The sequence below is a fragment of the Amycolatopsis sp. MtRt-6 genome (assembly GCF_017308975.1).
Taxonomy (GTDB): domain Bacteria; phylum Actinomycetota; class Actinomycetes; order Mycobacteriales; family Pseudonocardiaceae; genus Amycolatopsis.
In genome coordinates this window covers 17,484-41,988 of the sequence record NZ_JADWPD010000041.1, presented here as the reverse complement: position 1 = coordinate 41,988, position 24,505 = coordinate 17,484, and the positions used below count along the sequence as shown (strand labels likewise).

Annotated in this window: 19 protein-coding genes; 7 read left to right on the top strand and 12 right to left on the bottom strand. The window is 73.0% G+C overall.

The genetic code is table 11. The features are described 5' to 3' along the window. Window positions 1–50: 50 nt before the first annotated feature. The 7 genes from I4Q55_RS43495 to I4Q55_RS43465 form a co-directional block, all read right to left on the bottom strand. Window positions 51–2,639, bottom strand: coding sequence for a hypothetical protein (locus I4Q55_RS43495; protein WP_206796556.1), 2,589 nt, complete (start codon window positions 2,637–2,639; stop codon window positions 51–53). Between the two features lie 27 nt (window positions 2,640–2,666). Next, window positions 2,667–3,503 (bottom strand): carbohydrate ABC transporter permease, encoded by an 837-nt coding sequence (locus I4Q55_RS43490; RefSeq protein ID WP_206796554.1) that lies wholly within the window; start codon window positions 3,501–3,503, stop codon window positions 2,667–2,669. Beyond that, entirely contained in the window at window positions 3,500–4,453 is a 954-nt protein-coding gene (locus I4Q55_RS43485) for a carbohydrate ABC transporter permease (RefSeq protein WP_206796553.1), read from the bottom strand. The genes I4Q55_RS43490 and I4Q55_RS43485 overlap by 4 nt, the downstream gene beginning before the upstream one ends. Window positions 4,454–4,470: 17 nt before the next feature. Next, on the bottom strand, window positions 4,471–5,781 hold the full coding sequence (locus I4Q55_RS43480; protein WP_206796552.1) for an ABC transporter substrate-binding protein: 1,311 nt from the start codon (window positions 5,779–5,781) through the stop codon (window positions 4,471–4,473). Between the two features lie 26 nt (window positions 5,782–5,807). Further along, window positions 5,808–7,913 (bottom strand): glycoside hydrolase family 36 protein, encoded by a 2,106-nt coding sequence (locus I4Q55_RS43475; protein WP_206796551.1) that lies wholly within the window; start codon window positions 7,911–7,913, stop codon window positions 5,808–5,810. Window positions 7,914–8,049: 136 nt separating this feature from the next. Further along, window positions 8,050–9,066: a LacI family DNA-binding transcriptional regulator gene (locus I4Q55_RS43470; RefSeq protein WP_206796550.1), complete on the bottom strand. Its 1,017-nt coding sequence runs from the start codon at window positions 9,064–9,066 to the stop codon at window positions 8,050–8,052. A 198-nt stretch (window positions 9,067–9,264) separates the two neighbouring features. Next, window positions 9,265–10,173, bottom strand: coding sequence for a LysR family transcriptional regulator (locus I4Q55_RS43465; protein ID WP_206796549.1), 909 nt, complete (start codon window positions 10,171–10,173; stop codon window positions 9,265–9,267). 97 nt (window positions 10,174–10,270) lie between these two features. On the opposite strand from I4Q55_RS43465, the gene I4Q55_RS43460 reads away from it, so the two are divergent. Beyond that, window positions 10,271–11,104 (top strand): TIGR03620 family F420-dependent LLM class oxidoreductase, encoded by an 834-nt coding sequence (locus I4Q55_RS43460; RefSeq protein ID WP_206796548.1) that lies wholly within the window; start codon window positions 10,271–10,273, stop codon window positions 11,102–11,104. 5 nt (window positions 11,105–11,109) lie between these two features. Here I4Q55_RS43460 and I4Q55_RS43455 read toward each other — a convergent pair whose 3' ends face one another. From I4Q55_RS43455 to I4Q55_RS43440, 4 genes are all read right to left on the bottom strand, one after another. Beyond that, entirely contained in the window at window positions 11,110–13,194 is a 2,085-nt protein-coding gene (locus I4Q55_RS43455) for an iron ABC transporter permease (protein ID WP_307793467.1), read from the bottom strand. A 2-nt stretch (window positions 13,195–13,196) separates the two neighbouring features. Continuing rightward, window positions 13,197–14,174: an iron-siderophore ABC transporter substrate-binding protein gene (locus I4Q55_RS43450; protein WP_206796547.1), complete on the bottom strand. Its 978-nt coding sequence runs from the start codon at window positions 14,172–14,174 to the stop codon at window positions 13,197–13,199. A 20-nt stretch (window positions 14,175–14,194) separates the two neighbouring features. After that, entirely contained in the window at window positions 14,195–15,034 is an 840-nt protein-coding gene (locus I4Q55_RS43445; RefSeq protein WP_206796545.1) for an ABC transporter ATP-binding protein, read from the bottom strand. Between the two features lie 74 nt (window positions 15,035–15,108). Continuing rightward, on the bottom strand, window positions 15,109–16,053 hold the full coding sequence (locus I4Q55_RS43440) for a helix-turn-helix domain-containing protein (protein WP_206796544.1): 945 nt from the start codon (window positions 16,051–16,053) through the stop codon (window positions 15,109–15,111). A 127-nt stretch (window positions 16,054–16,180) separates the two neighbouring features. Here I4Q55_RS43440 and I4Q55_RS43435 point away from each other — a divergent pair, with 127 nt between their 5' ends. Genes I4Q55_RS43435 through I4Q55_RS43410 form a run of 6 tightly spaced genes read left to right on the top strand, consistent with a single transcriptional unit; the run spans window position 16,181 to window position 22,898 of the window. Next, complete coding sequence (locus tag I4Q55_RS43435) at window positions 16,181–17,050, top strand: branched-chain amino acid ABC transporter permease (protein WP_206796542.1); 870 nt, start codon at window positions 16,181–16,183, stop codon at window positions 17,048–17,050. Continuing rightward, window positions 17,017–18,210, top strand: a complete 1,194-nt coding sequence (locus tag I4Q55_RS43430) for an ABC transporter substrate-binding protein (RefSeq protein WP_206796540.1) — start codon at window positions 17,017–17,019, stop codon at window positions 18,208–18,210. Before I4Q55_RS43435 ends, I4Q55_RS43430 begins: the two co-directional genes overlap by 34 nt. Beyond that, entirely contained in the window at window positions 18,210–19,865 is a 1,656-nt protein-coding gene (locus I4Q55_RS43425) for an ATP-binding cassette domain-containing protein (RefSeq protein ID WP_206796538.1), read from the top strand. Before I4Q55_RS43430 ends, I4Q55_RS43425 begins: the two co-directional genes overlap by 1 nt. Further along, complete coding sequence (locus tag I4Q55_RS43420) at window positions 19,865–20,548, top strand: ABC transporter ATP-binding protein (protein WP_206796535.1); 684 nt, start codon at window positions 19,865–19,867, stop codon at window positions 20,546–20,548. Before I4Q55_RS43425 ends, I4Q55_RS43420 begins: the two co-directional genes overlap by 1 nt. A 10-nt stretch (window positions 20,549–20,558) precedes the next feature. Continuing rightward, on the top strand, window positions 20,559–21,965 hold the full coding sequence (locus I4Q55_RS43415; RefSeq protein ID WP_206796532.1) for an amidase: 1,407 nt from the start codon (window positions 20,559–20,561) through the stop codon (window positions 21,963–21,965). 24 nt (window positions 21,966–21,989) lie between these two features. After that, complete coding sequence (locus I4Q55_RS43410; RefSeq protein ID WP_206796531.1) at window positions 21,990–22,898, top strand: glycoside hydrolase family 5 protein; 909 nt, start codon at window positions 21,990–21,992, stop codon at window positions 22,896–22,898. On the opposite strand, the gene I4Q55_RS43405 is transcribed toward I4Q55_RS43410, so the two are convergent. Beyond that, window positions 22,808–24,433 carry a long-chain-fatty-acid--CoA ligase gene (locus I4Q55_RS43405; RefSeq protein WP_206796529.1) on the bottom strand — a complete coding sequence of 542 codons (1,626 nt, stop codon included), beginning with the start codon at window positions 24,431–24,433 and terminating at the stop codon, window positions 22,808–22,810. The genes I4Q55_RS43410 and I4Q55_RS43405 overlap by 91 nt on opposite strands. Window positions 24,434–24,505: the final 72 nt, after the last annotated feature.

The window sequence follows — 24,505 nt, the reverse complement described above, 5'->3', positions numbered from 1 at the left end:
GAGCCGGGGGCCCGGCCGGCTCGAACCGAGCCGGCCGGGCACCGTGGCACTCAGCGCCGAGGTGTCACCGTGTTCGCCACGACGAGCGGGGCCAGCTGGACCCAGTCGACGTTCGGTGCCCAGGCGGCCGGGTTGCCGAACGTGAGTGCGCCGCCCCGCGTCGTCAGGTCGATCGGTGACGTCTCCGGCCAGAAGCCGTCCCAGGTGTAGTTGTGGCGGTACGGTGCCGGCGTCACCGTTCCGCCCGCCTCCGTGGCCACCATCGTGCGGGTGATCGTGTCCGTGTTGTACGGGTGGCCGGTGTTCTTCTCCGCCTGCGCGTAGGCGACCGTGAGGGCGTACTGGCCGGGACCGCCGGTGCGCGGGATCGTCAGCGTGCCGCCGTTGCCGATGGAGCCGACGTAGGAGCCGCCGGAAGCCCAGGGGCCGGTCGCCGTCGCCGCTCCGCCGGCGAGCCGGCCGGTCTCGGCTTCGACGCGGACCGCGTGGCTGTCGGCCGCCGCGTCGCGCACCTGCGTGAGCGTGCCCGCCACCAGCGGTGTGCGGCCCTCGTTGGACAGGACCACCTCGGTGACGCCCGCCTTGAGGAACACCGTCGAGCTGCCCGACCAGACGCCGACGCCGGTCGCGGTCAGGTCGCCGCCCGCCACTCGGCGGCCGGACAGCGTCAGTCCCAGCGTGCTGCGGCCGGCGCCCGCCCACGACGTCGACAGGCGGTAGTAGCCGTCCTCGGCGGCGGAGACGTACGTGGTGACCTTCTGGCCGGGCGCCATGGCCACCGCACCGGGCGCGAGCACCTGGAGCGCGCCCGTCCCGCGGTCGACCGAACCGCCGGACCGGCGGCCGTCGGCGAGCGGGTACTCCGCCCGCTCCGGGCCGGTGACCTCGGTGAGGTCGAAGCGGTCCAGCGTGATGTCGGACGAGCCGCCGAGGAACCCGCTCGGATCGGTGGTGCGCAGGGAAACGCGGTGCTTGCCCGCGGTCAGCGTGAGCGGCGTGTCCAGCCGGCTCCGGTAGGTCCAGTTCAGCGTGGCCGGCAGGGTCAGGGTGCGGACGTAGGTGTCGTCGACGTACAGCGCCTGCCTGCCGACGAACGCGTTGGTCCCGTAGAACACGCCCAGCCGGTACGCGCCGGCCCGCGGGACGTCGACGTCCACGGTCACGCGGGAATCCGGGGTGTTCATCGCCCCGACGTCCTTGCGGCCCGACGTCGTGTAGCGCATCGCCATGTCCCACGAGCCCGAGCCGTCGTCCTGCACGAAGACCCGGGCGTTCTCCACGGTGCCGGACTCGGCCTCGTAGCTCGCCTGCCACGGCGCGGCCGCTGCCGGCGGGGCGCCGAGCCCGGCGCGCGTGACGATCACCTGGTACGCGGCGAGCGGGTCGCCGCCCGGCACCGAGATCGTCGCCCTGCCGTCCTGGACGCGGACCCGCGCCGCCGCCACGACCGGCGGCTGCTGCGCGTCGCCCTCGTAGCCCGACCACGTCGTCTTGGCGATCCGCACGTCCACCCGGTCGCCGAAGACCTTCCGGTCGAGGCCGGTCAGCGCGACGTCGACCGCGTTCGCCGTGCCGCCGAGCAGCACGGTCGCCTTGCCGTCCGCGCGGTCGAGGGTGGCGAGGCCCTGCAGCGAGTCCCGGGTGTCCGGCCGCGGCGGCGTCACGCGCACGGTGTCACCCGAGAGGTCGGCGTACCACTTGGTCAGCCACCAGCCACCGTTGGCGCGGCCGGCGCGCACGGCGTTGTCGCTGAGGTTGCCCGCGAGCGACCAGTACGCCAGCTGACCGTCCACTTTGGTGTCCTCGAGCATGGTGATCCACTGGACCATCTGGCCGGGCACCGACGTGTCGCGCCGGTTGGAGTACTCGTTGATGTTGATCGCCCGCGGCGAGATCCCCAGCGACTTTTCGATGTTCCGGTAGTCCGCGTAGTGACCGCGGTAGGACGCCAGGGAGTCCGGGCCGAGCTCGTGCCACGTCGTGATGTCGGGCAGCACGTTGTTGGCCTTGGCGTAGGTGAGGAACTCGCGCAGGTGGTCGGCGCGGTACCGGGTTTCGCCGATCCCGGTGATCCGGGCGTTGGGCAGGACCGACTTCACCGTGCGGTAGACCTTCGTCCAGTCGGCGAAGAACTTCTCCTTCTTGTTCGCCCAGTCGGAGTACCAGATCCCGTCCGGCTCGTTGAAGATCGTCCACACGAACCGGTCGCGGTCCGGCCGCTGGGCTACCTTGTCCAGCTGGGGCTTGAGGCGGGCGAGGTAGTCGTCGATGCCGAGGTCCTGGTACGGCCAGCGGCTGTAGGTGTCCTGGGCGTAGATGTGCACGTCGGTGCCGCCGGCGGCGAAGAAGCCGTCGGCCACCTTCAGCGCGTCGCCGTTGGGGTGCTGCTCGCCGTCGGGCGCCTTCTGGGAGATCGTGCGCGGGCGCATCCCGGCGATCAGGTCCTGCGACGGCACCCCGGGGTCACCGAGGCCGTACAGGATGCCCGTGGCACCGCCGTGGAACGCGCCCGTCGGCGAGCCGAGGTCGACGCGCAGTGTTTCCGCGGCCGCCGCGGCCTGGCCGGCGGCCGACGTCGGGGCCAGCGTGGTGAAGGCGAGGACGGCGACGGCCGCACCCACCAGGAATCGTTGTCGCATCAGCACTCCGCTTCGATGGGGAGGGGTTCACTTGACGGCGCCGCTGGTGATGCCCGCGATGATCTTGCGCTGGGCCACGGCGAGGACGACGATCAGCGGCAGGCTCATCAGCACCACGTAGGCGAAGATGAGGTGCCAGTTGTTGAGGTAGAGCCCCGCGCTGGCGACGCGGAACAGGTTGAGCGGCAGGGTGTCGAGCCGCCCGCCGACGACGAAGAACGCGTAGAAGACGTCGTTCCACACGTACAGGCAGATGAGGATGGTCGCGGTGGCCAGTGCCGGCCGCAGCAGCGGCAGCACGATCCGCCGGAACACGGTGAACGGACTGGCCCCGTCGATCTGGGCGGCTTCTTCGAGCGACACCGGGATGGTGCGGACGAAGCCGGTGACGAAGAAGATCACCGTGGACAGGTAGATGCCCAGGTAGACGCCGATCATGCCGACGGCGCTGCCCGCGAGGCCGAGCTGGCGGAGCAGCAGCACCACCGTGACGACCGCCGGCGGCAGCACGATGCCGCTGATGCCCAGCGCGTACAGGGCCGCGTTGAGCCGGGTGGCCCGGCGGGCCAGCACCCACGCCGCCATCGACCCGAACGTGAGAACCCCGGCGACCGTGGGCACGACGATCAGCAGGCTGCCGAAGAACGCGGCCGGCACCTCGCCCTGGACCCAGACCTCCCGCAGGTTCGCGAACAGCTGCCAGTGGCTGGGCAACGCGAGGTCGGGGTCGAGCGCTTCGCCCCGGGACTTCCCGGCGGTCACCACGACGAGCCAGAGCGGGATCCCGATGAGCACGAGGAGACCCGCGGTGGTGACGACCGGCTGCAGCCTGCTCCAGATCCGCGAGTCGCTGAAGGTCTTCACAGGATCTCCTCCCGCTTGCGCAGGGTGCGGATGACCGGGAAGGCCAGGAACGCGACGAGCAGGAACAACACCAGGCTCATCGCGGTGGCCTGGGCGAACAGGCCCTGGCCGAAGGTGCGGTAGATGAAGATGTTGAGGATCTCCGTGGTCCGGGCCGGCCCGCCGCCGGTGGTGGCCTGGACGACGTCGAAGCCGTTCATCGACCCGAGCAGCGCGGTGGCGACGTTGAAGGTCACCGCCGGCGCCAGCAGCGGCGCTTTGACGACCCAGAACGTGCGCCAGCGTGAGGCGCCGTCGATGCGGGCGGCTTCGAGGATGTCCTCCGGGACGGTCTTGAGCCCGGCCAGGTAGATGAGCATCGACAGGCCCATCCACTTCCACGCGTGGATCAGCGCGACCACGACGATCGACCAGGTCGTGTCCCCGAGCCAGGCGTAGTCGAACGTCCGCCCGAGCACCGCGCCGATCAGCTCGTTGACGCTGCCGTGCGGTTTCAGCAGGGCCTGGAAGATGTAGCCGACCGCGAGCGCCGACATCAGCACCGGGACGAGGAAGCAGATCCGGGCGACGCGGTTGAGCCGGTTGTCGCGTTCGAGCAGGACGGCCAGCCCGAACCCGAAGAGGTTCTGGAAGACCGCGACCAGCACCGCGTAGACGAGCGTGATCCGCACCGCCCGCAGCAGCGTGCCGTCCGAGGCCAGCTCGGTGAAGTTGTCGAGACCCACCGGCTTGATCGAGCTCTTGAACCCGGACCAGTCGGTGAACGCGTAGACGAAGTTGAACAGCGTCGGCAGGAAGAAGAAGACGAGCAGGATGGCGAACGCGGGCGCCAGGAACCACATCGGGTGCGTCCGCTTGCCGTGCTTGCTCGTGGGGCGGGCGCTCGGCCGGGGAGCGGCCGGCCGGGTGGCCGGCCGCTCCACGACGAGCGTGCGTGCTGCGGTGGACATCGCGCTCCCTCGCCGGGTCAGAAGCCCGGGGCGCCGGCCGCCTTGGCCAGCTGGGCGAACTGGTCCTGGGTGGCCTTGGCCACCTGGTCCGGCGTCATGGTGCCGGCGATCATGTCGGCGAGGTTGATGTAGAGGTCCGGGTTGGCAACGGCCAGCGCCTGCATGGACCCGACCGCGGTGGGCAGGGACTTGTGCACGTCGAGCAGGGCCTGCGGCACGCCCGGCGGGTTGGCGACCGACGGCTCGAGCGAGACGGTCTTGCGGTCGGCGACGAAGCCGGCGTAACCGGGGCCCATCCAGTAGGTCAGCAGCTGCCGGGCCGCGGCTTCGCGCTTGGCGTCACCGGTGCGGAAGGCGACCAGGGCGTTCGTCTGGTCCGGGATGAAGGTGCCGATCTGCCCCGACGGCGCGATCGGGAAGAAGCCGATCTTCTTGTCCAGCGTCGCGGTGTCGGCCTTGGCCTGCAGCTGGCTGAAGAACGAGTTCACCTGCACCGCCATCGCGGCCTTGCCGTCGAGCAGCGCGGCGGCCTGGTCCTCCAGCTTGGCGGTCTTGATGTCGGCGTTGAAGAGGCCTTCGCCGATCAGCGCCTGGTACTTCTTGATCGTGTCGAGCACGACCGGGCTGGTGAAGGTCTCCTGCTTGCTGTTGATCCTGTCCCAGAGGCCGTTCTTCGCGGCGTCGGCGAGCTGGACCTGCACCCACCACTGGGTGGCCCACCGGTCGCCGCCCATCTCGAAGAACGGCGTGACGCCCTTGGCCTTGAGCGCGCGGGCCGCGGTGACCATGGCGTCGAAGGTCTTCGGTGTTTCGGTGATGCCGTTGGCGGCGAAGACTTCCTTGTTGTAGTAGACGCCTTCGACGGCCGGGCTGGTGATCAGCGCGGCGTAGCGCCTGCCGTCGAGCAGACCGGTGATGTCCTTCAGCTCGGGCGCCAGCCGGGGCAGCCATGGCGCGTCGTCCAGCGGCTGGAGGTTGGTCTTGGCGTTGATGGCGGTCAGCATCGACGAGGTGGGCTGCCAGAAGGCGAGGTCCGGCTTGTCCCCGGTGGCGACCTTGGTCTGGATGCTCTGCTCGTACGGGTCGGGGATCGTCACGACCTCGACGGACGCGCCGGTGGCCTGTTCGAAGGACTCGACGACCTGCTGGGGCACGGTGTTGCTGTTCTGCGCCGCCCAGAGGGTCAGCTTGACGCCGTCGAGCTTCGCCGTGGGATCGGCCCAGGTGGCGGGCGCGGCGTCGGCGGGGGCGTTCGCGGACGGGTCGCTGCAGGCGGCGAGGCCGAGCACGAGCGCAGCGGCGGCGACGGCGCTGATCCAGTTCTTCATCGGGGGATTCCTTCGGTGGGGGAGGGTTAACCGGCGACGATGCGGAAGAGCCGCGCGGACGCGGTCACGTGCGGGGTGGGGGTCAGGGTCAGGGAGCCGGTTTCGGTGTCCCAGTGGACGGTCCAGGCGGGGAGGTCCCGCGGGTAGCGCGCTTCGATGTGGACGTTCTGGTCGCGCAGGTGCGGCAAGGACAACGTCACGGGCCCGGCGTCGTCGCCGCGTCGCCACACGGCGAGGTGGGTGACGTCGCCGGAGCGCAGGGCGAGGCTGAGCCACGGGTCGCTCCAGCCGGGCAGGCCCAGCGGCCACAGCGGAACCGAGGCCGTCAGTCCTTTCCGGATTTCGTGGTACACCGCCACCGCGGCGCGCACGGAGGCCTGCTGCTCCGCGGACATGAGGTCGAGCCGGCCGGACAGGTAGAAACGGCCGAGCAGCCCGGTGCACACGGTGTAGGCGAAGTCCTCGGCCGGCATGTCCGGCTGCGGGTACGCCCAGCTGGCCGCCTGCTCCGGCAGGACCGAAAGCGGGGCGGCCACGGCGATCGGCGGGTAGTGCAGGGGGTTCTGCTGGTCGCTGGTGGACTGCAGCTGCATCCGGGACAGCAGCGCGTAGTCCATCCGCATGGCGCCCGACGCGCAGTTCTCGAGGACCAGCTCCGGGTGCCGGTCCAGGACGCCGTCCAGCCAGGCCAGGTGCGCCCGGTTGTGGTCGAGCAGGCCCGCGCCGACGCTGTCGGCGTCGAGGTCGGTGCCCGCGCCGGGATCAACGTTGTAGTCGAGCTTGAAGTAGCCGACGCCGAGGTCTTCGACCAGCCGGTCGACCACGCCGTCGAGGTGCGCGACGGCGGCCGGGTGGCGCAGGTCCAGCACGTACCGGTCGTGTTCGGCCAGCCGGACCCCGCCGCGCTGGAGGAAGGCCGCGTCCGGGAGTTTCCCCGCCATCGGGCTGCGCACGCCGATCACCTCCGGCTCCAGCCAGAGGCCGGGCACCATGCCGCGCCGGCGGATCCGGGTGAGGACTTCCTCGATGCCTTGGGGGAACCGGGTTTCCGACGGCTGCCACTCGCCGACGCTGTCCCACCAGTTGGTGCCGTTGTCGTACCAGCCGGCGTCGATGCAGAACACCTCGGCGCCGGCCGCCGCGGCGGCGTCGACCAGCGGCAGCAGCTTTTCCGTGGTGGGGTCGCCCATCAGCGTGTTCATGTAGTCGTTGAAGACGACCGGCAGGGCGAACCGGTCGGGGTGCGGGCGGACGAGCGCGCGCCGGTGCGCGGTGAGCGCGGCGACCGCACCGTCGAGGTCCTCTTCGGACACGGCCACGGACACCGGAACGGTGGTGAACGACTCGCCGGGCTGCAGGGTCCGGTGCCACTGGTGGTCGATGTCGGTCGGCCCGAGCAACGCGAGGTAGGCGCCGTCCCGGCGTTCGCCCACCTCCCAGCGCCAGGCGCCGTTGTGCTCGACCTGCCACAGCCAGGCCTGCCCGGTCCGGCGGTCGACGAGGCCGCCGGTCGGCAGGTGGGTGCCGGTGGACCAGGTGCCGGTGCTGACGGCGGCGAACCGGCCGCGGCCGTCCTGGCCGTGCAGCGCGAGGTCGAGGTCGGGCAGGACGTCGTCGCGCAGCGGGTGCCGGGTCCACCGGCCCTCGCCGAGCCACTCGCTGTCGGCCCGGAGCAGGTCGACGTCTTCGACGCGGGCGCCGGCGAACCCGGCGGCGAAGGACGTCACGCCCTGCAGCAGGACCGGTGCCGGGCCGTGGTTGGTGACGGTGGTCGTGACCTGGCAGGCGGCGACGCCGTCGGCCGACCGGAACGACGTCCGCGTGGTCAGTCCGGTCCGGTCGTCGTGGGCGTCGACGTGCAGTTCGTGCCACGTCCCGGCCCGGCCGCGGGTGGAGCCGGTGTAGGCGAGGCGGCGACCGACGGCGGTCTCGGAGAACCGGTGCGAAGCCCGCGCCCGTCCTTCGCCGGCGACCAGCAGTTCCACCAGCGGCTGGCCGGCCCGGGGCCGGTCGTGGACGTGGCCGGCGGTGAGGCTCCGGACCGCGACCGGGCCGTCGGGGGACACGTCCACGACGAGCTCCAGGGCCGGGTGGCCCCAGACCACGGTCGTGGCGGACTCAGTCGAGATCACCGTTGCTCCCTCTCGCGCGGTGGACGTTTCTGCTGCTCACGGCTTATGTGACCGGTCACAATCGCAGGCCAGCAGTGTGACTGGTTCCCCCGCCGGCTGGAAACCCCGCGTTATCTTGTTGTTACGAACACTTCGGTCAACGCGGGGCCGCGGTCGATTCGCGGATCACCAGCGACGGCGCGGCAAGCTCGACCGCCGGTTGCGCCACCCCGGTCAGCTCGGCCGCGAGCGCGGTCAGGCACGCGTGCCCGAGCGCCACGAAGTCCATCCGGACGGTCGTCAGCGAGGGTGTCCAGTAGGCCGCGCCCGGCACGTCGTCGAACCCGACGATGCTCACGTCGCCGGGCACGTCCCGCCCGGCCTCGTGCAGGGCCCGGCGGACGGCCATGGCGGTGTCGTCGTTGCCGCAGAGGATCGCTGTCACGGCCGGGTCCGCCGCGAGTGCGCGCCCGGCCAGGTAGGCCGACCGCACGTCCCACCCGGCCGGCACGACCGGCGGCACCGGGGCTCCCGCCGCTTCGAGCGCGCCGCGCCAGCCCGTCTGGCGGGCGCTCGTGCCGGTCTCCGAAGGGATGGCGACGTGGTGCACCGTGCGGTGCCCGAGGTCCAGCAGGTGTCTCGTCGCGTCGGCGGCGGCCTGCCGTTCGTCGAGGAAGATCATCGGCCGGGCGACGTCGCCGAGGCCACCCGCTTCCGTCGCGGCCACCACCGGGACGTCCGGGGGCAGGGCCCGCAGCACCCCGGCCCCGGCGGAGTCGAAGGCGACGACCACGATGCCGCCCGCGTTCGGGTCGGTCACGTACTCGACCGCGTGCCGGACGTCGTCGGGCCGGTCGGACTCCACCACCCGGACCCCGACCGCGATTCCCCTGGGGCGCGCGGCTTCCTCGATCCCGCGCAGGGTGGCGGCGTAGCCGTACAGCGTCGTATCGGCGATCACGACGGTCACCGCGTTCGCCCGCCCCGAGCCGAGCGCCCTGGCCGCCCGGTTGGGGCGGTAGCCGAGCCGGTCGATGACCTCCAGGACGTGCTGCCGGGTGCCGGCGTTGACGTTGGGCGAGTCGTTCAGCACCCGCGACACGGTCTGGTAGGAGACCCCCGCGGCGGCCGCGACGTCACGGATGCTGAGCGAGGCGGAGGAACGTCGTGTCACGGTGCCATCGTTGTCGGTGCCGATCCGGGCGTCAAAGCCGGGCCGAACGGGAGGTGACGCCGCCGGCCGTGACGAGGTCGCCGTGAGGGTGATGCCGGGCGTGCAGGAGACGACGTCCCGGGCGCCCTCGGCGGACACGAACGCGAGGTCGAGTTCGCGGCCGAGGAACGCACCCGCCGGCGCGGGAACCAGCGGCGATCACGCCACGGGGCTCCTGGATCCCGCCACGTCGTCCACTGTGGACGGTGTGTCGCGGAAGGCGGAAACCACGCACTCGGCCGCGGCGTTCGCGTGGCCCGCGGCGACGACGACACTGCCGCCGATCGTGATCGCCGGCTCCAGCGGGATCGCCCGCACCCGGGTCGAGCGGATCTCGGCGACCTGGTCGGCGGGCAGCACCGTCCAGCTCCGCGGATCCGAGCCGACCTCGACGATGGTGTCCTGCAGGGTGCCGGCCGGCCGGCCCGCCGCCGGGCACGAGGCGCTTTCGTGCAGGGCCAGGACCACCGCGTCGTGCAGGGGCGGGTCGTGCTCGCGGGCGGGGACGCGCAGCGTGCCGCCGGTCAGCTCGGCCAGGCCGACGGCCGGCCGGTCCGCGGCCGGGTGCCGGCGGGACACCACCGCGTACAGGCGCTCGGTCCAGGTCGGCAGCACCGTGAGCCCGGGTGCGGAGCGCACGCCCCGGGCCAGCGCCACGTCGAGCTCACCCTGCCGGAGGGCGTTGAGCCGGGCTTCGACCGGCAGGTCGACCAGCACCACGGCGAAGTCCGGCGCCCGCTCGCGGAGGGCGTCGATCCCGCGTTCCAGACGGGCGGTCAGGCCGGCGGCGGTGCCGATGCGCACGGTCGTCATGACCTCCTTCGCCGCGAGCCGCACCCGATCGGCCGCGGCGAGCGTGTCGCGGGCGGCGTCGAGCACCCGCTGCCCGGCCGCGGTGAGCCGGACCCGCCGGGGCGACCGGTCGAGCAGCCGGACCCCGAGTTCCCGCTCCAGCCGGGCGATCTGCTGGCTGACGGCGGGCTGGGCGATGTGCAGCCGCTCGGCGGCCCGGCCGAAGTGCAGCTCGTCGGCGACGGCGACGAAACAACGCAGTGCCCTCAACTCCATGCCCGCAGCTCCATGGGGCCGATGATAAGGCGAGCTTATCGCCGCACGTGGCGGTTGGGTCTGGTTCGCGACGACGTCCGGTGCTGAAGTCGTGATCATGACAATCGAACTGGGACTGCTCGGCGCCTACCTGACGGCGGCCGAGGCGACCGCGGCGGACGCCGTCGCGCTGGAGGAGGCCGGGTACGGCGCGGTCTGGCTGGCCGCGTCGCCGTCGGCCGACCTGCGCTCGGCCGAGCGGCTGCTCGACGCCACCGGCCGGATCGTGGTCGGCACCAGCGTCCTCAACGTGTGGCAGGCCGACGCGCGAACCGTGGCGGCGTCCTACCACCGGATCGCGGCGAAGCACCCCGGCCGGCTCCTCCTCGGCATCGGCGCGGGCCATCGCGAGCTCGACGCCGGGTACGCGTCCCCGGTCGCGAAGATCGAGACCTACCTGGACACCCTGGCCGCGGCCGGCGTCCCCGCCGACCGCGTGCTGCTGGCCGCACTCGGACCCCGGATGCTCCGGCTGGCGGCCGATCGCGCGGCGGGCACGCTCACGCTCCAGGTGACGCCGGAACACACCCGCCGCGCCAGGGAGATCGTCGGCGCGGGCAAGCTGGTGGTGCCCGGCCACGGCGTGGTGCTGGACACCGACGTCGCCCGCGCCCGCGAACTCGCCCGGGCCGGCATGCGCCCGATCCTCGGGGTTGCCAACTATGCCGGCAACCTCCGGCGGATCGGCTATACCGACGAGGACCTCACGGACCCGTTCAGCGACCGGTTGATCGACGCACTGGTGTTGCACGGCACGGCGACGGCGGTGGCGGCGGGAGTCCGGGCCGAGCTGGCGGCCGGGGCGGACCACGTCGGTGTGCACGCGATGGGGGAGGACCCGATCGGCGTGCTGCGGGAGATCGCCCCGGCCGTGCAGGTGTTGCCGGTGTAGCCCGGTCAGCGTCCCCGGCCGGTCGTGCGGTGCCGGTACAGCAGCCACACGAAGTACGGCGCTCCGATGACCGCCGTCATCAGGCCGGCCGGGAGCTGGCCGGGGGCGATCACCGTGCGGCCCACCGTGTCGGCCACGCCGACCAGGATCGCGCCCAGCAGGGCGGCCGCCGGAAGGAGGCGGGCGTGGCGGCTGCCCACGATCGCCCGGGCCGCGTGCGGGGCGACCAGGCCGACGAACGTCAGCACCCCGATGCCGGCGACCGCCGCGCCGGTCAGCAGGACCGCGCACGACAGCAGCAGCAACCGGGACCGGGCGATCGGCACGCCCAGTACGCGCGGTGTCTCGTCGTCCAGGGCCAGCAGGTCGAGCTCGCGCCGCATGCGGACCAGCACCGGCACCACCAGCAGCAGGGCCAGCGCCATCGGCACGAGGTGGGTGAACGTCCGGCCGTAGGTCGAGCCGCCCAGCCAGGTCAGCGCCTTGGTCTCGTTCCACGGGTCGGACAGCGTGATCATGAGCGTCACCAGCGCCTGTGCTGCCGCGTGCACGCCGAAGCCGATCAGCACCAGGCGCTCGCTGGTGAAGCCGCCCCGGGCCGCGATCGCGAAGACCACCGCCATCGCCAGGGCCGCCCCCAGGCCCGCGGAGCCGGTCAGCGTCCAGAACCCGACCCCGGACACCAGTGTGATCACGGTGACCGCGCCGAGGCCCGCCCCGCCGACCACGCCGATCATCCCCGGTTCGGCCAGCGGGTTGCGGGCGACCGCCTGGGTGAGCGCGCCGCCCAGCGCGAGTGCCGCGCCCGCCAGCAGCGCGGCCACCACGCGGGGGACGCGGGTGTCCAGCACGCCGGTGACGATCGGGCCCGCCTGACCGGTCATCCCGTTGACGACGTCGCCCAGCAGCAGTTTCGCGTCGCCGAGCAGGACCGCGCCCACGGCGACGGCGACCACCGCGAGCGACAGCACGCCGAGCACCACCCCGTACCGCAGCGCGCTCACGCCGCTGCGCGCCCCGGCCGCCGGGGGTTCCGCCGTCGCGGACGTGATCCGGGCGGTGCGCGCCAGCACCACGAGGAAGAGCGCGCCGAGGATCGTCGTGACGACCCCGGTCGGCACTTCGAGGGCGCGCTGCGGGCTGATGATCGTGCGGAGCAGTACGTCGGCGCCCAGCAGGAGCGCCGCGCCGAGTGCCGCGGAGAACGGGATCAGCGCGGTGTGCCGGTGCAGGCCCGGGACCACGGACGAAAGCAGCCTTGCCAGTGCCGGCGCGGCGAGGCCGACGAACCCGATCGGGCCGGCCAGCGTCACCGCCGCCGCGGCCAGCAGCACGGCCAGCGCGATCGCGGCGAAGCGGACCCGGCCGACGTGGACACCCAGCGTCCGGGCGTGGTCCTCGCCGATGTGGATCAGGTCGAGCCGCCGGGCCATGCCGAGCAGCACGGCCAGCGCCACGCCGACGAGGGGACCGAGCGTGCGGACGCCGCCCAGCCCGTTCTGCTCCAGGGAGCCTTCGCCCCAGGCGAACAGGCCGCGGGTCTCCTGGGAGTACAGCAGCAGGAGTACCTGGGTCACCGAGACCAGGGCCAGCGCGATCGCCGTGCCCGCCAGCACCAGCCGCACGATCCCGGTGCCGCCGGTACCGGCCAGCGCGAGCACGAACACGGCCGCGGCCAGCCCGCCCGCGAACGCGACCCCGGTCGCGCCGAGCAGGGGCAGCGAGACGCCGAACGCCGCGACGGCGACGACCGCCAGGTGCGCACCGGCGTTGACGGCCAGGGTGTCCGGCGACGCCAGGATGTTGCGGGACACCGACTGCAGCACCGCGCCCGCCACGCCGAGCGCGGCCCCGACGACCAGCGCCGCGAGCAGCCGCGGCAGCCGCGACTCGACGACGATCGCGGCCGTGTCACCGGTCCCGCCGCCGAACACCAGCCGCAGCACGTCGAGCGCGTCGAGGTTCGCCGTGCCCTGCGTCAGGTGCACGGCCGAACCCAGCAGGAGCAGGGCGGCGAGGCCGGCCCCGAGGAGCGCGAGCCGCCCGTGCCGCCGGACGGCGGCCACGGGCGGCTCGGTCAGGGTGACCACCGCTATTTCTTGAGCGCGGCGACGGCCGCGTCGACGAACTGCGCCATGGACTTCGGCCCGCCGAACATCCACAGGGAGTCCGGGAAGCGGCGCACCTTGCCGCTCTTGACGAACGGGAGGTTCTGCCAGATCGCGTTGCTCGCCAGCTGCTGCTGGTACGGGTCGCCGTCGGCGTTGTTGGCGATGTACCAGAACCGCACGTCGGGCAGCTTGGTCAGGCCCTCGACGTCGGCCTGCGCGAGGCCGTAGACCGCGTCGCCGTCCATCGGCCAGGCGGTCTCCAGGCCGAGCTTGGCGAACACCGCGGACACCAGCGAGCCCTTGGTGTAGGGCCGGATGCTGACCGAACCGGAGGTGACGTAGGCGTCGGAGAACGCGACCTGCTGGCCGAGGGCGCCCAGCTTTTCGACCTCGGCCCTGCCCGCGGTGAGCTTCTGCTCGAACTCCGCCTTCAGCTGCGCGGCCTTGGCCTCGGTGCCGGTGGCCTTCGCGATCGTGTCCAGGTTGGTGTACATCCCGGCGATCGGGTCCTTGGCGTTGCCGCCGTTGATGACGATCACCGGGACCTTCGCCTCGATCTGCTCCAGCGCGCCTTCGGTCACGCTGTCGGTGACGACGACGAGGTCCAGCCCCAGCGCGCCGAGCGTGTCGAGGCTCGGCTCGCCGCGGGTGCCGATGTCCTTCGGGGTGCCGTCGAGCTTCTCGGCGCTGACCCACTGGCCGTAGCCCTTGATGTCGGACACGCCGACCGGCATGACCCCCAGCGACACCAGGTGCTCGACGGCGTTCCACTCGGTCGCCGCGACGCGCTTGGCCGGGCCGGGCAGCTTCACCTCCTTGCCCCGCGAGTCGACGACCGTGACCGGGCCGGCGCTGCCGGTGGCGGCGGCGTTGTGCGTGGGCTCCTCGGTGGTGCCGCAGGCGGCCACGAAGAACGTGGCGGCCGCGGACAGGCCGAGGAGCGTTCGGGTGAGGCGCATGGTTCTCCTGTTTCGATGGGTCAGACCGACGCGGTGGGCCTGCGTGAGTCGTTGAAGCGGCCGACCGCGCGGGTGTGGATCCGCCCGTCGGCCGGGTCGCGCACGACGTCCACGCGGATGCCGTAGGCCCGGGTGAGGTTCTCCGCCGTCAGCACGTCGGCGGGCTCGCCTTCGGCGGTGACGCGGCCGCCCTCGAGCAGCACCACCCGGTCGGCGACCGCCGCGGCCTGGTCGAGGTCGTGCAGCACCACGCCGACCCCGACGCCGTGGGAGTCGGCGAGGTCGCGGACGACGTCGAGGATCTCCACCTGGTAGCGCAGGTCGAGGAAGGTCGTGGGTTCGTCGAGCAGCAGCAGCGCGGTGTCCTGGGCCAGGCAGGCGGCGAGCCACACCCGCTGCGCCTGCCCGCCGGACAGGGCCTGCACCGGCCGGTCGGCGAGGCCGGCCAGGCCCGTCAGCGCCAGCGCGCGCTCGACGGCGGCGGGGCCGCCCGCGTCGCGGCCGCCCCAGCGGGACCGGTGCGGGTGCCTGCCGAACTCGACCAGCTCCCGCACGCACACGCCACCCGGCGCGGTCCGCTGCTGCGACAGCAGGGTGATCCGCTTCGCGATGTCCTTTCCGGACAGTGCGCGCAGGTCCGCCCCGTCGGCGAAGGCGACCGAGCCGGCGGCCGGGGTGTGCAGCCGCGCCAGCGCCCGCAGCAACGTCGACTTCCCGCTGCCGTTCGGGCCGATCAACGCGGTCACGGTGCCCGCGTGCAGGGCGAGCGACGCGGCACGCACCACGACGTCGTTGCCGTAGGCGACATCGATCTCGTGCGCGTGGACGCCGGCGCCGTCGGGGTGGGGGACAAGGGACACGGGAGGACAATAAGGGCAGCCTTGCCTAACTGGCCAGCTTTGTGGCGACCGGCACACGGCGGGTGTATAACGCCCTATGCGGAGTGTCCGCTTCCCGTGCCGAGGGCGGCTTCGCGGAACTCCCGCGGCGAGACGCCGAACTCGGCGCGGAACAGCTTGCTGAAGTGGCTCGCCTCCGCGATGCCCCACTCGGCGGCGAGGCTGGCCACCGAGCGCCGGGCCAGGCCGGGGTCGGCCAGCTGCCCGCGGATGCGGTCGAGGCGCCGCCGCCGGATGTAGCCGCCCACCGTGTCGCCGGCGTCGTGGAACAGCTTGTGCAGGTACCGCACCGAAATGTGGTGCGCCGCGGCGATCGCGCCGGGGCCGAGGTCGTCGCCGAGGTGCGCCTCGACGTAGTCCAGGACCCGGGCGAACAGGCCGCCGGAGTTCGCCTCCGCGCGCGGGACGCTCCGGAGCACCGTCCGCAGGAGACAGACGACGTGCTCGCCCAGCTCCCGGCCGGTCGCGGGGTCGAGGCGGCCCGCCTGGTCGGCGAACTCGGCCAGGGTGGCGGCGAAGATCCGGGCCGCCGGGGCCTGCGCGAGCTGCCCGTTGGCGATGACCTGGCGGACGACGGCCTGGGCGAGCGACAGCGGCGAGCCTTCGAAGTCGACGACGAAGTAGCGGTACGGCCCGCGGATCCCGAGCCGGAACGGCCGATCTCCGGTGTAGAGCAGGAACCCGCCGGGACCGGTGCTGGTTTCGCGGCCGTTCTGCTCCAGCCGCGCGTCGCCGTCGAGGAGGACACCCGCCACCAGACGGCTTTCGCCGCCCGGGCGCCACGGACGCACCAGGACGTCCTGGTCGCCGGTGATTTCGCACGCGCTGAGCGGGCCGAAGCGGTATGGCCGCAATTCCGCTGCATAAGCCGTACCCGGTGAATTGACCACGACGGCGTCGCCCGCGTGACCGCGACGCGGTGCCGCGGTGTTCAGGTAGCCGTAGACGAGCGACCCGTCGTCCGTGGGTTCCGTCGGCACGGCACCTCCTTCGGCCACGCGGCCCGAGGTGAGAGTGCGCCCGCTGACCAGTGCTGTGCGCGCACGCACCACTTTCACCACCGCGACCAGCGGATGCTACCCCGAACCGAGTCGGAGGAGGTGGCGCGTGGACGTGCTTCTGGCGATCCTGAGCCAGTTCGGGCTCTACGGCCTGCTCACCCTGGGGATCGCGATCGTCTTCGCGGCGCTGCGGGTGGTGAACCTGGCGCACTGCGACTTCGCCATGATCGGCGCCTACGCGGCGGCCACGCTGACCGGGTTCGCCTTCTCCTGGCGGGTGGTGCTCGTCCTCGCCGCGACCGTCCCGCTGCTCGTGCTGATCGAACGCGCGCTGCTGCGCCGTTCGCTCGCCGACAGTCTGGGCGCGATGCTCGTGACCTGGGGTGTGGGCATGGCACTGCGCCAGATCGCGGAAGTGGCGTTCGGGGCCACGCCCCGCTCGGTGGCCGCCCCGGTGACCGGCTCCGTGGAACTGCTCGGCACGCAGGGCCCGGCGTACCGGCTGGTCTGCGCGCTCGTCGCCGTCGTGGTCGCCGGCCTGGTGCTGCTCGCCGCGTACCGGACGCGCTGGGGCCTGACGCTGCGCGCGGTCGCCGACAACCCGGCGATGGCCGGGCTGCTCGGCACCGACCCGCACCGGCTGCGCACCACCGCGTTCGTCGCGGGCGGGCTGCTGGCCGTGCTCGCCGGGGCGCTCTACAGCCCCACGCTCGCGGTGAGCCCGTCGATGGGTTTCGGCCTGCTCGTGCCGACCTTCTTCGCGCTGCTGTTCAGCCGGCCCGGTTCGCTCGCCACCGCGGCACTGGCCGCGCTCGGGGTCTCCGCGCTGGCCGTGCTGCTGCGCATCTGGCTGTCCGACGTCGTCGCGGACGCCCTTTTCTACGTCGTCGTCATCGGTATCGCCGCGGTGCGCTCGCGGCCCGCCCTCCGGAGGTTCGTTTCATGGTCCCGCCGTTTCGTCGTCCGGCCCGCGTGATCGCCGCGCTGGCCCTGCTCTCCGTCACCGGCTGTGCCGGCGCGGCGATCTCCGCCTCGGGAGACGCGGCCGCGGGCGGGCCGCTGAAGATCGGCGTCATCGTGCCGCTCACCGGCCCGATCGCCCAGTCCGGTGCCGCGCTGCGGCAGGGTTTCGAGCTGGGGGTGGCGAAGGTCAACGCCGCCGGCGGGGTCGGCGGGAAGAACGTCGAGTTCGTCGTCGTCGACGACGCCGGCGACCCGGCGAACTCGACGCAGCTCGCTCGCCGCCTCATCCAGCAGGACAAGGTGACGGCGCTGTTCGGCACGATCACCGGCGACACGGCCGAGGCCGTGGCGGAGGTGTCCGACGACAGCAGGATCCCGTTCTTCACCGCGATCCTGGGCGATCCCGAGCAGTGCCGCGCCTACCAGTGGGGCTTCGGCGAGTCGACCCGGCAGCTGCTCGCGCCGATGGTGCCGAAGCTGCTGGGCAAGTACGGCAAGCGCGTCGCGGTCGTGGGGTCGGACTACAACTACCCGCACCTCTACGCCGGGCTGGCCAAGGAGTTCACGACGGCCCACGGCGGCACCGTCGTCGCCGAGGAGTACAGCCCGCTGGGCCAGACGGACTGGCAGCCGGTCATCGCCCGGCTCAAGGCCGCGCAGCCGGACGTCCTGCTGTCCATGGTCGTCGGCGCGGACGCCATCGCGTTCAGCCAGCAGGCCCAGCAGTTCGGCCTGCTCACCGCGAAACTCGGCTTCGAAGGCGCGCCACTGGACTCCGACTACTACCCGGCGCTCAGCGCGCTCACCACCGGCCGGACCCACGCCGTGCGCTGGGCCGACGGCATGGCGGACCCGGCGAGCCGGCAGTTCGCCGACGACTACCGGGCCAGGTACCAGTGGCAGGCGCCGATCCCCGAAGTCGCGGGCAACGCCTACTTCGGCGTCCAGTTCGTGCTCGCCGCCGCGGCGAAGTCGGGCCCCGATCCGGTGGCCCTCAACCGCGAGATCGGCTCGTTCCGCTACGACTCGCCGCTGGGCACCGGGACGCACTTCGCGCCGGCCAACCACATCCTGCAGGCGGACATGGCCGAGGCGGCCATCACGCCGCAGGGCTACACGGTCGCCGCGAAGTTCGGCCCGGTCGCCGACACCGTCCCGCGGACCGGCTGCTGATGCGGAAAGTCCTTGCCGGCACGGCGTTGGCCGTGCTCCTGGCGGCCGCGCCGTTCGGGCTCGGCGCGTTCACCCTGGCCATCCTGACCCTGGGGCTGGTCTACGGGCTGTTCGCCTTCGGGCTGGATCTCGCCTGGGGCCGGGCCGGGATGCTCAGCGTCGGCCACGCCGCCTTCTTCGGGCTGGGCGCCTACGCGGTCGCGATCGGCCAGGACCACGGCTGGCCGCCGGTGCTGACGCTGGGCCCGGCGATCGTGGTCTCGGTGGTCATCGCGCTGCTCGTCGCGGGCATCGGGCTGGCCTCCGCCGTCCCGGACGCGCCGCTGATCCTGCTGACGCTGGGCATCGGCCTGCTGCTGCAGAAGGCGGCCACCAGCTTCACGGTGGTGACCGGCGGGTCCAACGGGATGTCCGTGTCCGACACGGGAGTCGTGACGGGCTACTACCGGACCCTGGTCGTGGCGGCCGTCCTGGTGGCCCTGTGCCTCTGGCTGCTGCGGAGCCGGTTCGGGGCGCGGCTGGTCGCCGCGGCCCGGAACCCGGAACGCGCGGAGCAGACCGGTATCGACACCAAGCGGGTGCGCACGATCGCGTTCGCCGTGAGCGCGACAGTGTCCACTGTGGCCGGAGCGCTCTACGCGCCGGTCGCCGGGCTCGTCTCGCCGCCGGTGTTCGGGCTGGCGCTGTCGACGAGCGTGCTGGTGTGGCTCGCGGTCGGCGGCCGCGAGTCGGTGCTCGGCCCGTTCCTGGCCGCGGTGGTCCTGACCGCGGGCCAGCAGCTGCTGGGCAGCTCCTGGCAGAGCTGGTACGTCCTGGGCTTGGCGGCGGTGTTCGTCTTCGTCGTCCAGGTGCTGCCGGGCGGCATCGCCGGCACCGCGCGCGCCTGGCTGCGGCGGGGCAGGCCGGCGGTCACACTGCCCCACGCGAAACCTCGGCACCGGCCGGTGCCCCCGAGCGACGACCCGGCCCTTGTCCTGCAGGGGGTTTCGAAGTCGTTCGGCCCGGTCTCCGTCCTCGACGGCGTGGACCTCGTCGTGCCGCCGGGCCGCTGCGTGTGCCTGATCGGGCCGAACGGCGCGGGGAAGAGCACGCTGCTGGCGATCGTCGCCGGTCAGCTCGCCGCCGACGCCGGGAGCCTGCGCCTGTTCGGCCGGGACGTGGCGGCGCTGCCGGTGCACGACCGGGTCCGGCTCGGCGTCGGGCGCATGTTCCAGATCCCCAGCGTCATCGGGGAACTCTCGCCCGCCGACAACATCCGGCTGGCCCGGCTCGGTGCCCCGGCCGAGGTCGAGCTGCCCGCCGAGTACCGCGACCTCGCCGCCGACGAGGACACCGTCGCGAGCACCCTCGCCCTGGCCGACCGGCGCCGCCTGGAGCTCGCGATGGTGCTCGCCGGCGCGCCCCGGCTGGTGCTGCTCGACGAACCGGCGGCCGGCCTCGGCCCGGACGACGCCCGGCAGCTGGTCCGCGCGCTGCGGGACGTCATCGCGCACACCGGCTGCGCGATGCTCGTGGTGGAGCACGACATGGAGATCGTCCGCGGCCTCGCGGACGACGTCGCCGCCCTGCACCAGGGCCGCGTCATCGCCCACGGCTCGATGGACGAGATCGTCGCCGACGCCGCCGTGCGCCAGGCCTACCTGGGAGCGAGCTGATGCTGACGGTCACCGCGCTTTCCGGCGGCTACGGCCAGGCGAACGTCGTCCGCGAGGTGGATTTCGCCTTGCGCGCCGGGGAAATCGTCGCGCTCCTCGGCCGCAACGGCATGGGCAAGACGACGTTGCTGCGCACGATCTTCGGCCTGGCGGACCGCCAAGGCGGCGAGATCGCCTTCGACGGGCGTCCGGTGCCGCCGGGCCGCCCGGACGTCCTGGCCCGGCTGGGCGCGTCGCTCATGCCCGAGGACCGCGGGGTGTTCCCGACCCTCACCGTCGAGGAGAACCTGGCACTGGCGACGCGGCGGTCGTTCACCCCGGCGACCGATCCGTACGAGCTGTTCCCGCTGCTCACCGAACGCCGGCGGCAACCCGCGGGAACCCTGTCCGGCGGCCAGAAGCAGCAGCTCGGCATCGCCCGGGCTCTGCTGGCCGGACGGCGCCTGGTCGTCGTCGACGAGCTCACCCAGGGGCTGCAGCCGTCCGTCGTCCGCGACGTCGTGGCCGCGCTCGAGCGGGTCGCCGCGTCCGGGGTCGCGGTGCTCGTGGTCGACCAGCAGCCCGACCGGACGCTGGACTGGTGCCACCGGGTCCTGCTCATGGAGTCGGGGCGGCTGGTCCTCGACACCCCGATCGCCGCCGAAACCCGGCGGCGCTGCCACGAACTGCTGATGCTGCGTTGAAAGGACTCGCATGGACCCCTTCGGCTCCGCCGCCGACCTCGCCGCCGCCGTCCGCCGCCGGGAGCTGAGCCCGGTCGAGATCGCCGACGCCTACCTGGCCCGGATCGACCGGCTCGACCCCGGGATCAACGCTTTCGTGTGGCGCAACGACGAAGACGTGCGCGCCGCCGCCAAGGCCGCGGAACAGGCCGTGACCGCGGGCGGCCCGCTCGGGCCGTTCCACGGCGTCCCGATCCCGATCAAGGAGCTGACCCAGGTCGACGGCCAGCCCGCCACGTACGGCTCGCTGGGTGTCTCGGACGCGCCGCGGTCCGGGAACGAGCCGGTGGTGACCCGGCTGCTGGACGCCGGGTTCCTGCTGATGGGCCGCACGAACTCGCCCGAGATGGGGCTGCTGACGACGACCGAGAACGAGCGGTTCGGCGCCACCCGCAACCCGTGGCAGCCCGCGTACTCCCCGGGCGGGTCGAGCGGGGGAGCGGCGGCCGCGGTGGCCGCCGGCCTGGCCCCGGTCGCGCACGCCTCCGACGGCGGCGGATCGATCCGCGTGCCGTCGTCGTGCTGCGGCCTGGTCGGGCTGAAGCCGAGCCGCGGCCGGATCCCGCAGCCGGTCGCGGCCTGGGAACACGCGACCGTGGAAGGCGCGATCACCCGGTACGTCCGCGACGCGGCCGCGCTGCTCGACGTGATGTCCGTCCCCGACCGCCTGGCCTGGTACCAGGCGCCCGCGCCGCGGCGGCCGTTCCTCGACGAGGTCGGTGCCGAAGCGGGCCGGCTCCGGATCGGCCTGCTCACCGCGTCGCCGACCGGGATGCCGGTCGACCCCGAGTGCGCCGAGGCCGCGGAGAAGACCGGCCGGCTGCTGGAGTCCCTCGGCCACGACGTCTACCCGGTCGAGCCGGCGTTCCTCAGCGAGGAAGCCTGGACGGCGTACGCCCAGACGGTCCTGGACGCGTCCGTGGCCGCGATGCCGTACGACGAGCCTTCGCTGGTGGGATCGCAGCTGCGGTACCGGATGGACCGGGCGAAGACCCGCGACTCCGGGACGTACGTGCGGGCGTCGTTGTTGCTGCAGGAGGAGACCCGGGGGGTGGTCGCGCAGTGGGGCCGCGACTTCGACGTCCTGCTGACGCCCACGATCGCGTGCCGGCCCCCGTTCGTGGGTTCGGTCCTGCGGGAAGCCGTCGACAACCCAGGCGGGTTGCGGCTGACGGAGATGCAGATGATCTCGTTCACGTCGTTCTGCAACGTGACGGGCCTGCCGGCGATCTCGCTGCCGGTGCACACGTCGTCCGGCGGCCTGCCGATCGGCGCCCAGCTCGTGGCGGGACCGTGGGAGGAGGCGGTGCTGATCCGGCTGGCCTCGGCACTGGAACCGCTGGTGGGCTGGCCGCAGCGCCACCCGGCGCTGGAGTGACCCGGCCCCGATACAGTGGGGCCGGTGAACCTGGGGCGGGGCATCAACTTCGGCAACGCGCTCGACGCGCTGGACGGCGGCCCGCGGCTGCCGCTCGAACACCGGTACTTCGACGAGGTGGCCGCGGCCGGCTTCGCCACCGTCCGGCTGCCGGCCCGGTGGTCGGCGCACGCGGCGGCCACCCCGCCGTACACCATCGATCCGGCGTTCTTCCGGCGCGTCGACGCGGGTGTGGCCGCGGCACTCGACCACGGCCTGCGGGTCGTGCTGAACGTCCACCACTACGACGGGATCTGCGCCGCCCCGGACGAGCACCGGCCCCGCTTTCTCGCGCTCTGGCGGCAGATCGCGGCCCACTACGCCGGACACGACAACCGGCTCTGCTTCGAGCTGCTCAACGAGCCACGCGGTGAGCTGACGGCGGACCGCTGGAACGCCGTCCTGGCGGAGGCGCTCGCCGTCGTCCGCGAGGCCTGCCCCGAGCGCACGGTGATCATCGGGTCCGCCGAGATGAACAGCCCGGCCGCGCTGCCCGCCCTCGCCGTCCCCGACGACGACCACCTGGTCGCCACGGTCCACTACTACGCCCCGTTCGAGTTCACCCACCAGAACGCCGGCTGGGTCGCGGGGGCCGAACGGTGGCTCGGTCGCACCTGGGGCAGCCCAGCCGACGAGGACGCCGTCCGGGCCGACCTGGCCAAGGTGGCGGCGTGGGGCCGGGACCGGCGGCTGCCGATCTTCATCGGCGAGTTCGGGGCTTTCTCGGCGGCCGACATGGTGTCCCGGGCACGGTGGACGGCGTTCGTCCGAACCGAAGCCGAGCGGCTCGGTCTGAGCTGGGCCTACTGGGAGTTCGGCACCGACTTCGGCGCGTTCGACCCGGAGTCGGCCACCTGGCGCGAGCCGTTGCGCCGGGCGTTGCTCGGCGTGTAGGCGATGTCCTGCCCCGTGCGCTCCCACACGACGTCGGGACAGTTCAGGCCCTCGGCGGAAAGCCGGCGCTTGAGGACCTTGAACGTCGACGTCCGCGGGAGCTCCCGGACCGTGCGCACGTACCGGGGCACCTGCTTGGGCCCGAGATCGGGCTGGGCGGCGAGGAACCGGCCGAACCCGGCGGGGTCCAGGCCGTCGGTGACGACGGCGGCCATCACCTGGTCCCCGGTCACCGGGTCGGGCACCGCGTAGACCGCGGCGTCGGTGATCGCCGGGTGCCGCAGCAGGATGCGCTCGATCGGGGCGGTGCCGAGGTTTTCGCCGTCGACGCGCAGCCAGTCGCCCAGCCTGCCGGCGAAGTAGCAGAACCCGGCGGCGTCGGCGTACGCCAGGTCGCCGGTGTGGAACCGGCCGTCGCGCAGGCGGTCCGCGTCGGCTTCGGGGTCCTGGTAGTACCCGGCGAACCAGCCGGCGCCGGCGGTGTTGACGAGTTCGCCGACAGCTTCCTCGGCGTTGGTCAGGCGGCCGCCCGAGTCGAACTCGGCCGGCGGGCACGGCCGGCCGGTGTGCGGGTGCAGGATGGCGACGTCTTCGGCCGGCCTGCCGAGCGAGCCGGGCGGGGTGTCGTCGGTGCGGGCGAACCCCACGCCGCCCTCGGTGGAGCCGAACGCGTCGACGACCTTACAGCCGAACCGTTCTTCGAACACGGCCAGGTCCGCGGCCGCTCCTTCGTTCCCGTAGACGAGCCGCAGGGGGTTTTCCGCGTCGTCCGGACGTGCCGGCGTGGCGACCACATAGGACAGTGGCTTGCCCACGTAGTTGGCGTACGTCGCGCCGAACTTCCGCACGTCGGGGAGGAACCCGGACGCGGAGAACCGGCGGCGCAGCGCGATGCCCGCGCCGGCCGCGAGCCCGACCGCCCAGCCGGCCATGACGGCGTTGGAGTGGAACAGCGGCATCGAAACGTACACGGTGTCCGATGTGGACAGCCGGAACCGCTCGGCGAGCATCGCGCCGGGGAACGCGATCTTGCCGTGGGTGCAGCGCACGGCCTTCGGGTCGCCGCTGGTGCCGGAGGTGAAGATGAGCATGAGCAGGTCGTCGGCCGCCGCCGGGACGGGCTCGATCGGGTCGGCCGAAGCGGGTGGCGCGTCGAGGTCCCGCACGGCGATCCCGCCGAGGTCCAACCCGGCCAGCAGCGGCCGGTACTTCTCCTCGGCGAAGACGAACTGGCAGTCGGCGAGCCGGATGTCGCGCGCGAGCGCGGCCCCGCGCCGGGTGGGGTTGAGCCCGGCCAGCACCGCCCCGGCGAACGCGCAGGCGCCCAGGAGAACGGAGAACGCCGGGACGTTGTCGGCCAGGACGCCGACGTGGGGCGGTCGGTCCGGGTGCAACGCGTTGCGGAGGGCGGCCGCCTGGCACGCCGAAGCCCGGACGTGCTCGGCCCACGAGTACGTCTCGTCCTCGAACAGCAGGCCGGGGCGGTCGTCCCCGGCGCGGGCCAGCAGGAGCTCGGTCACCGTCGGGACGATCATCGCACGCCTCCCGATGGCCAGAAGTGGAACACGTTCTAGTTCTAGCACGGCGACGGCCGCGGGGTCCACCGG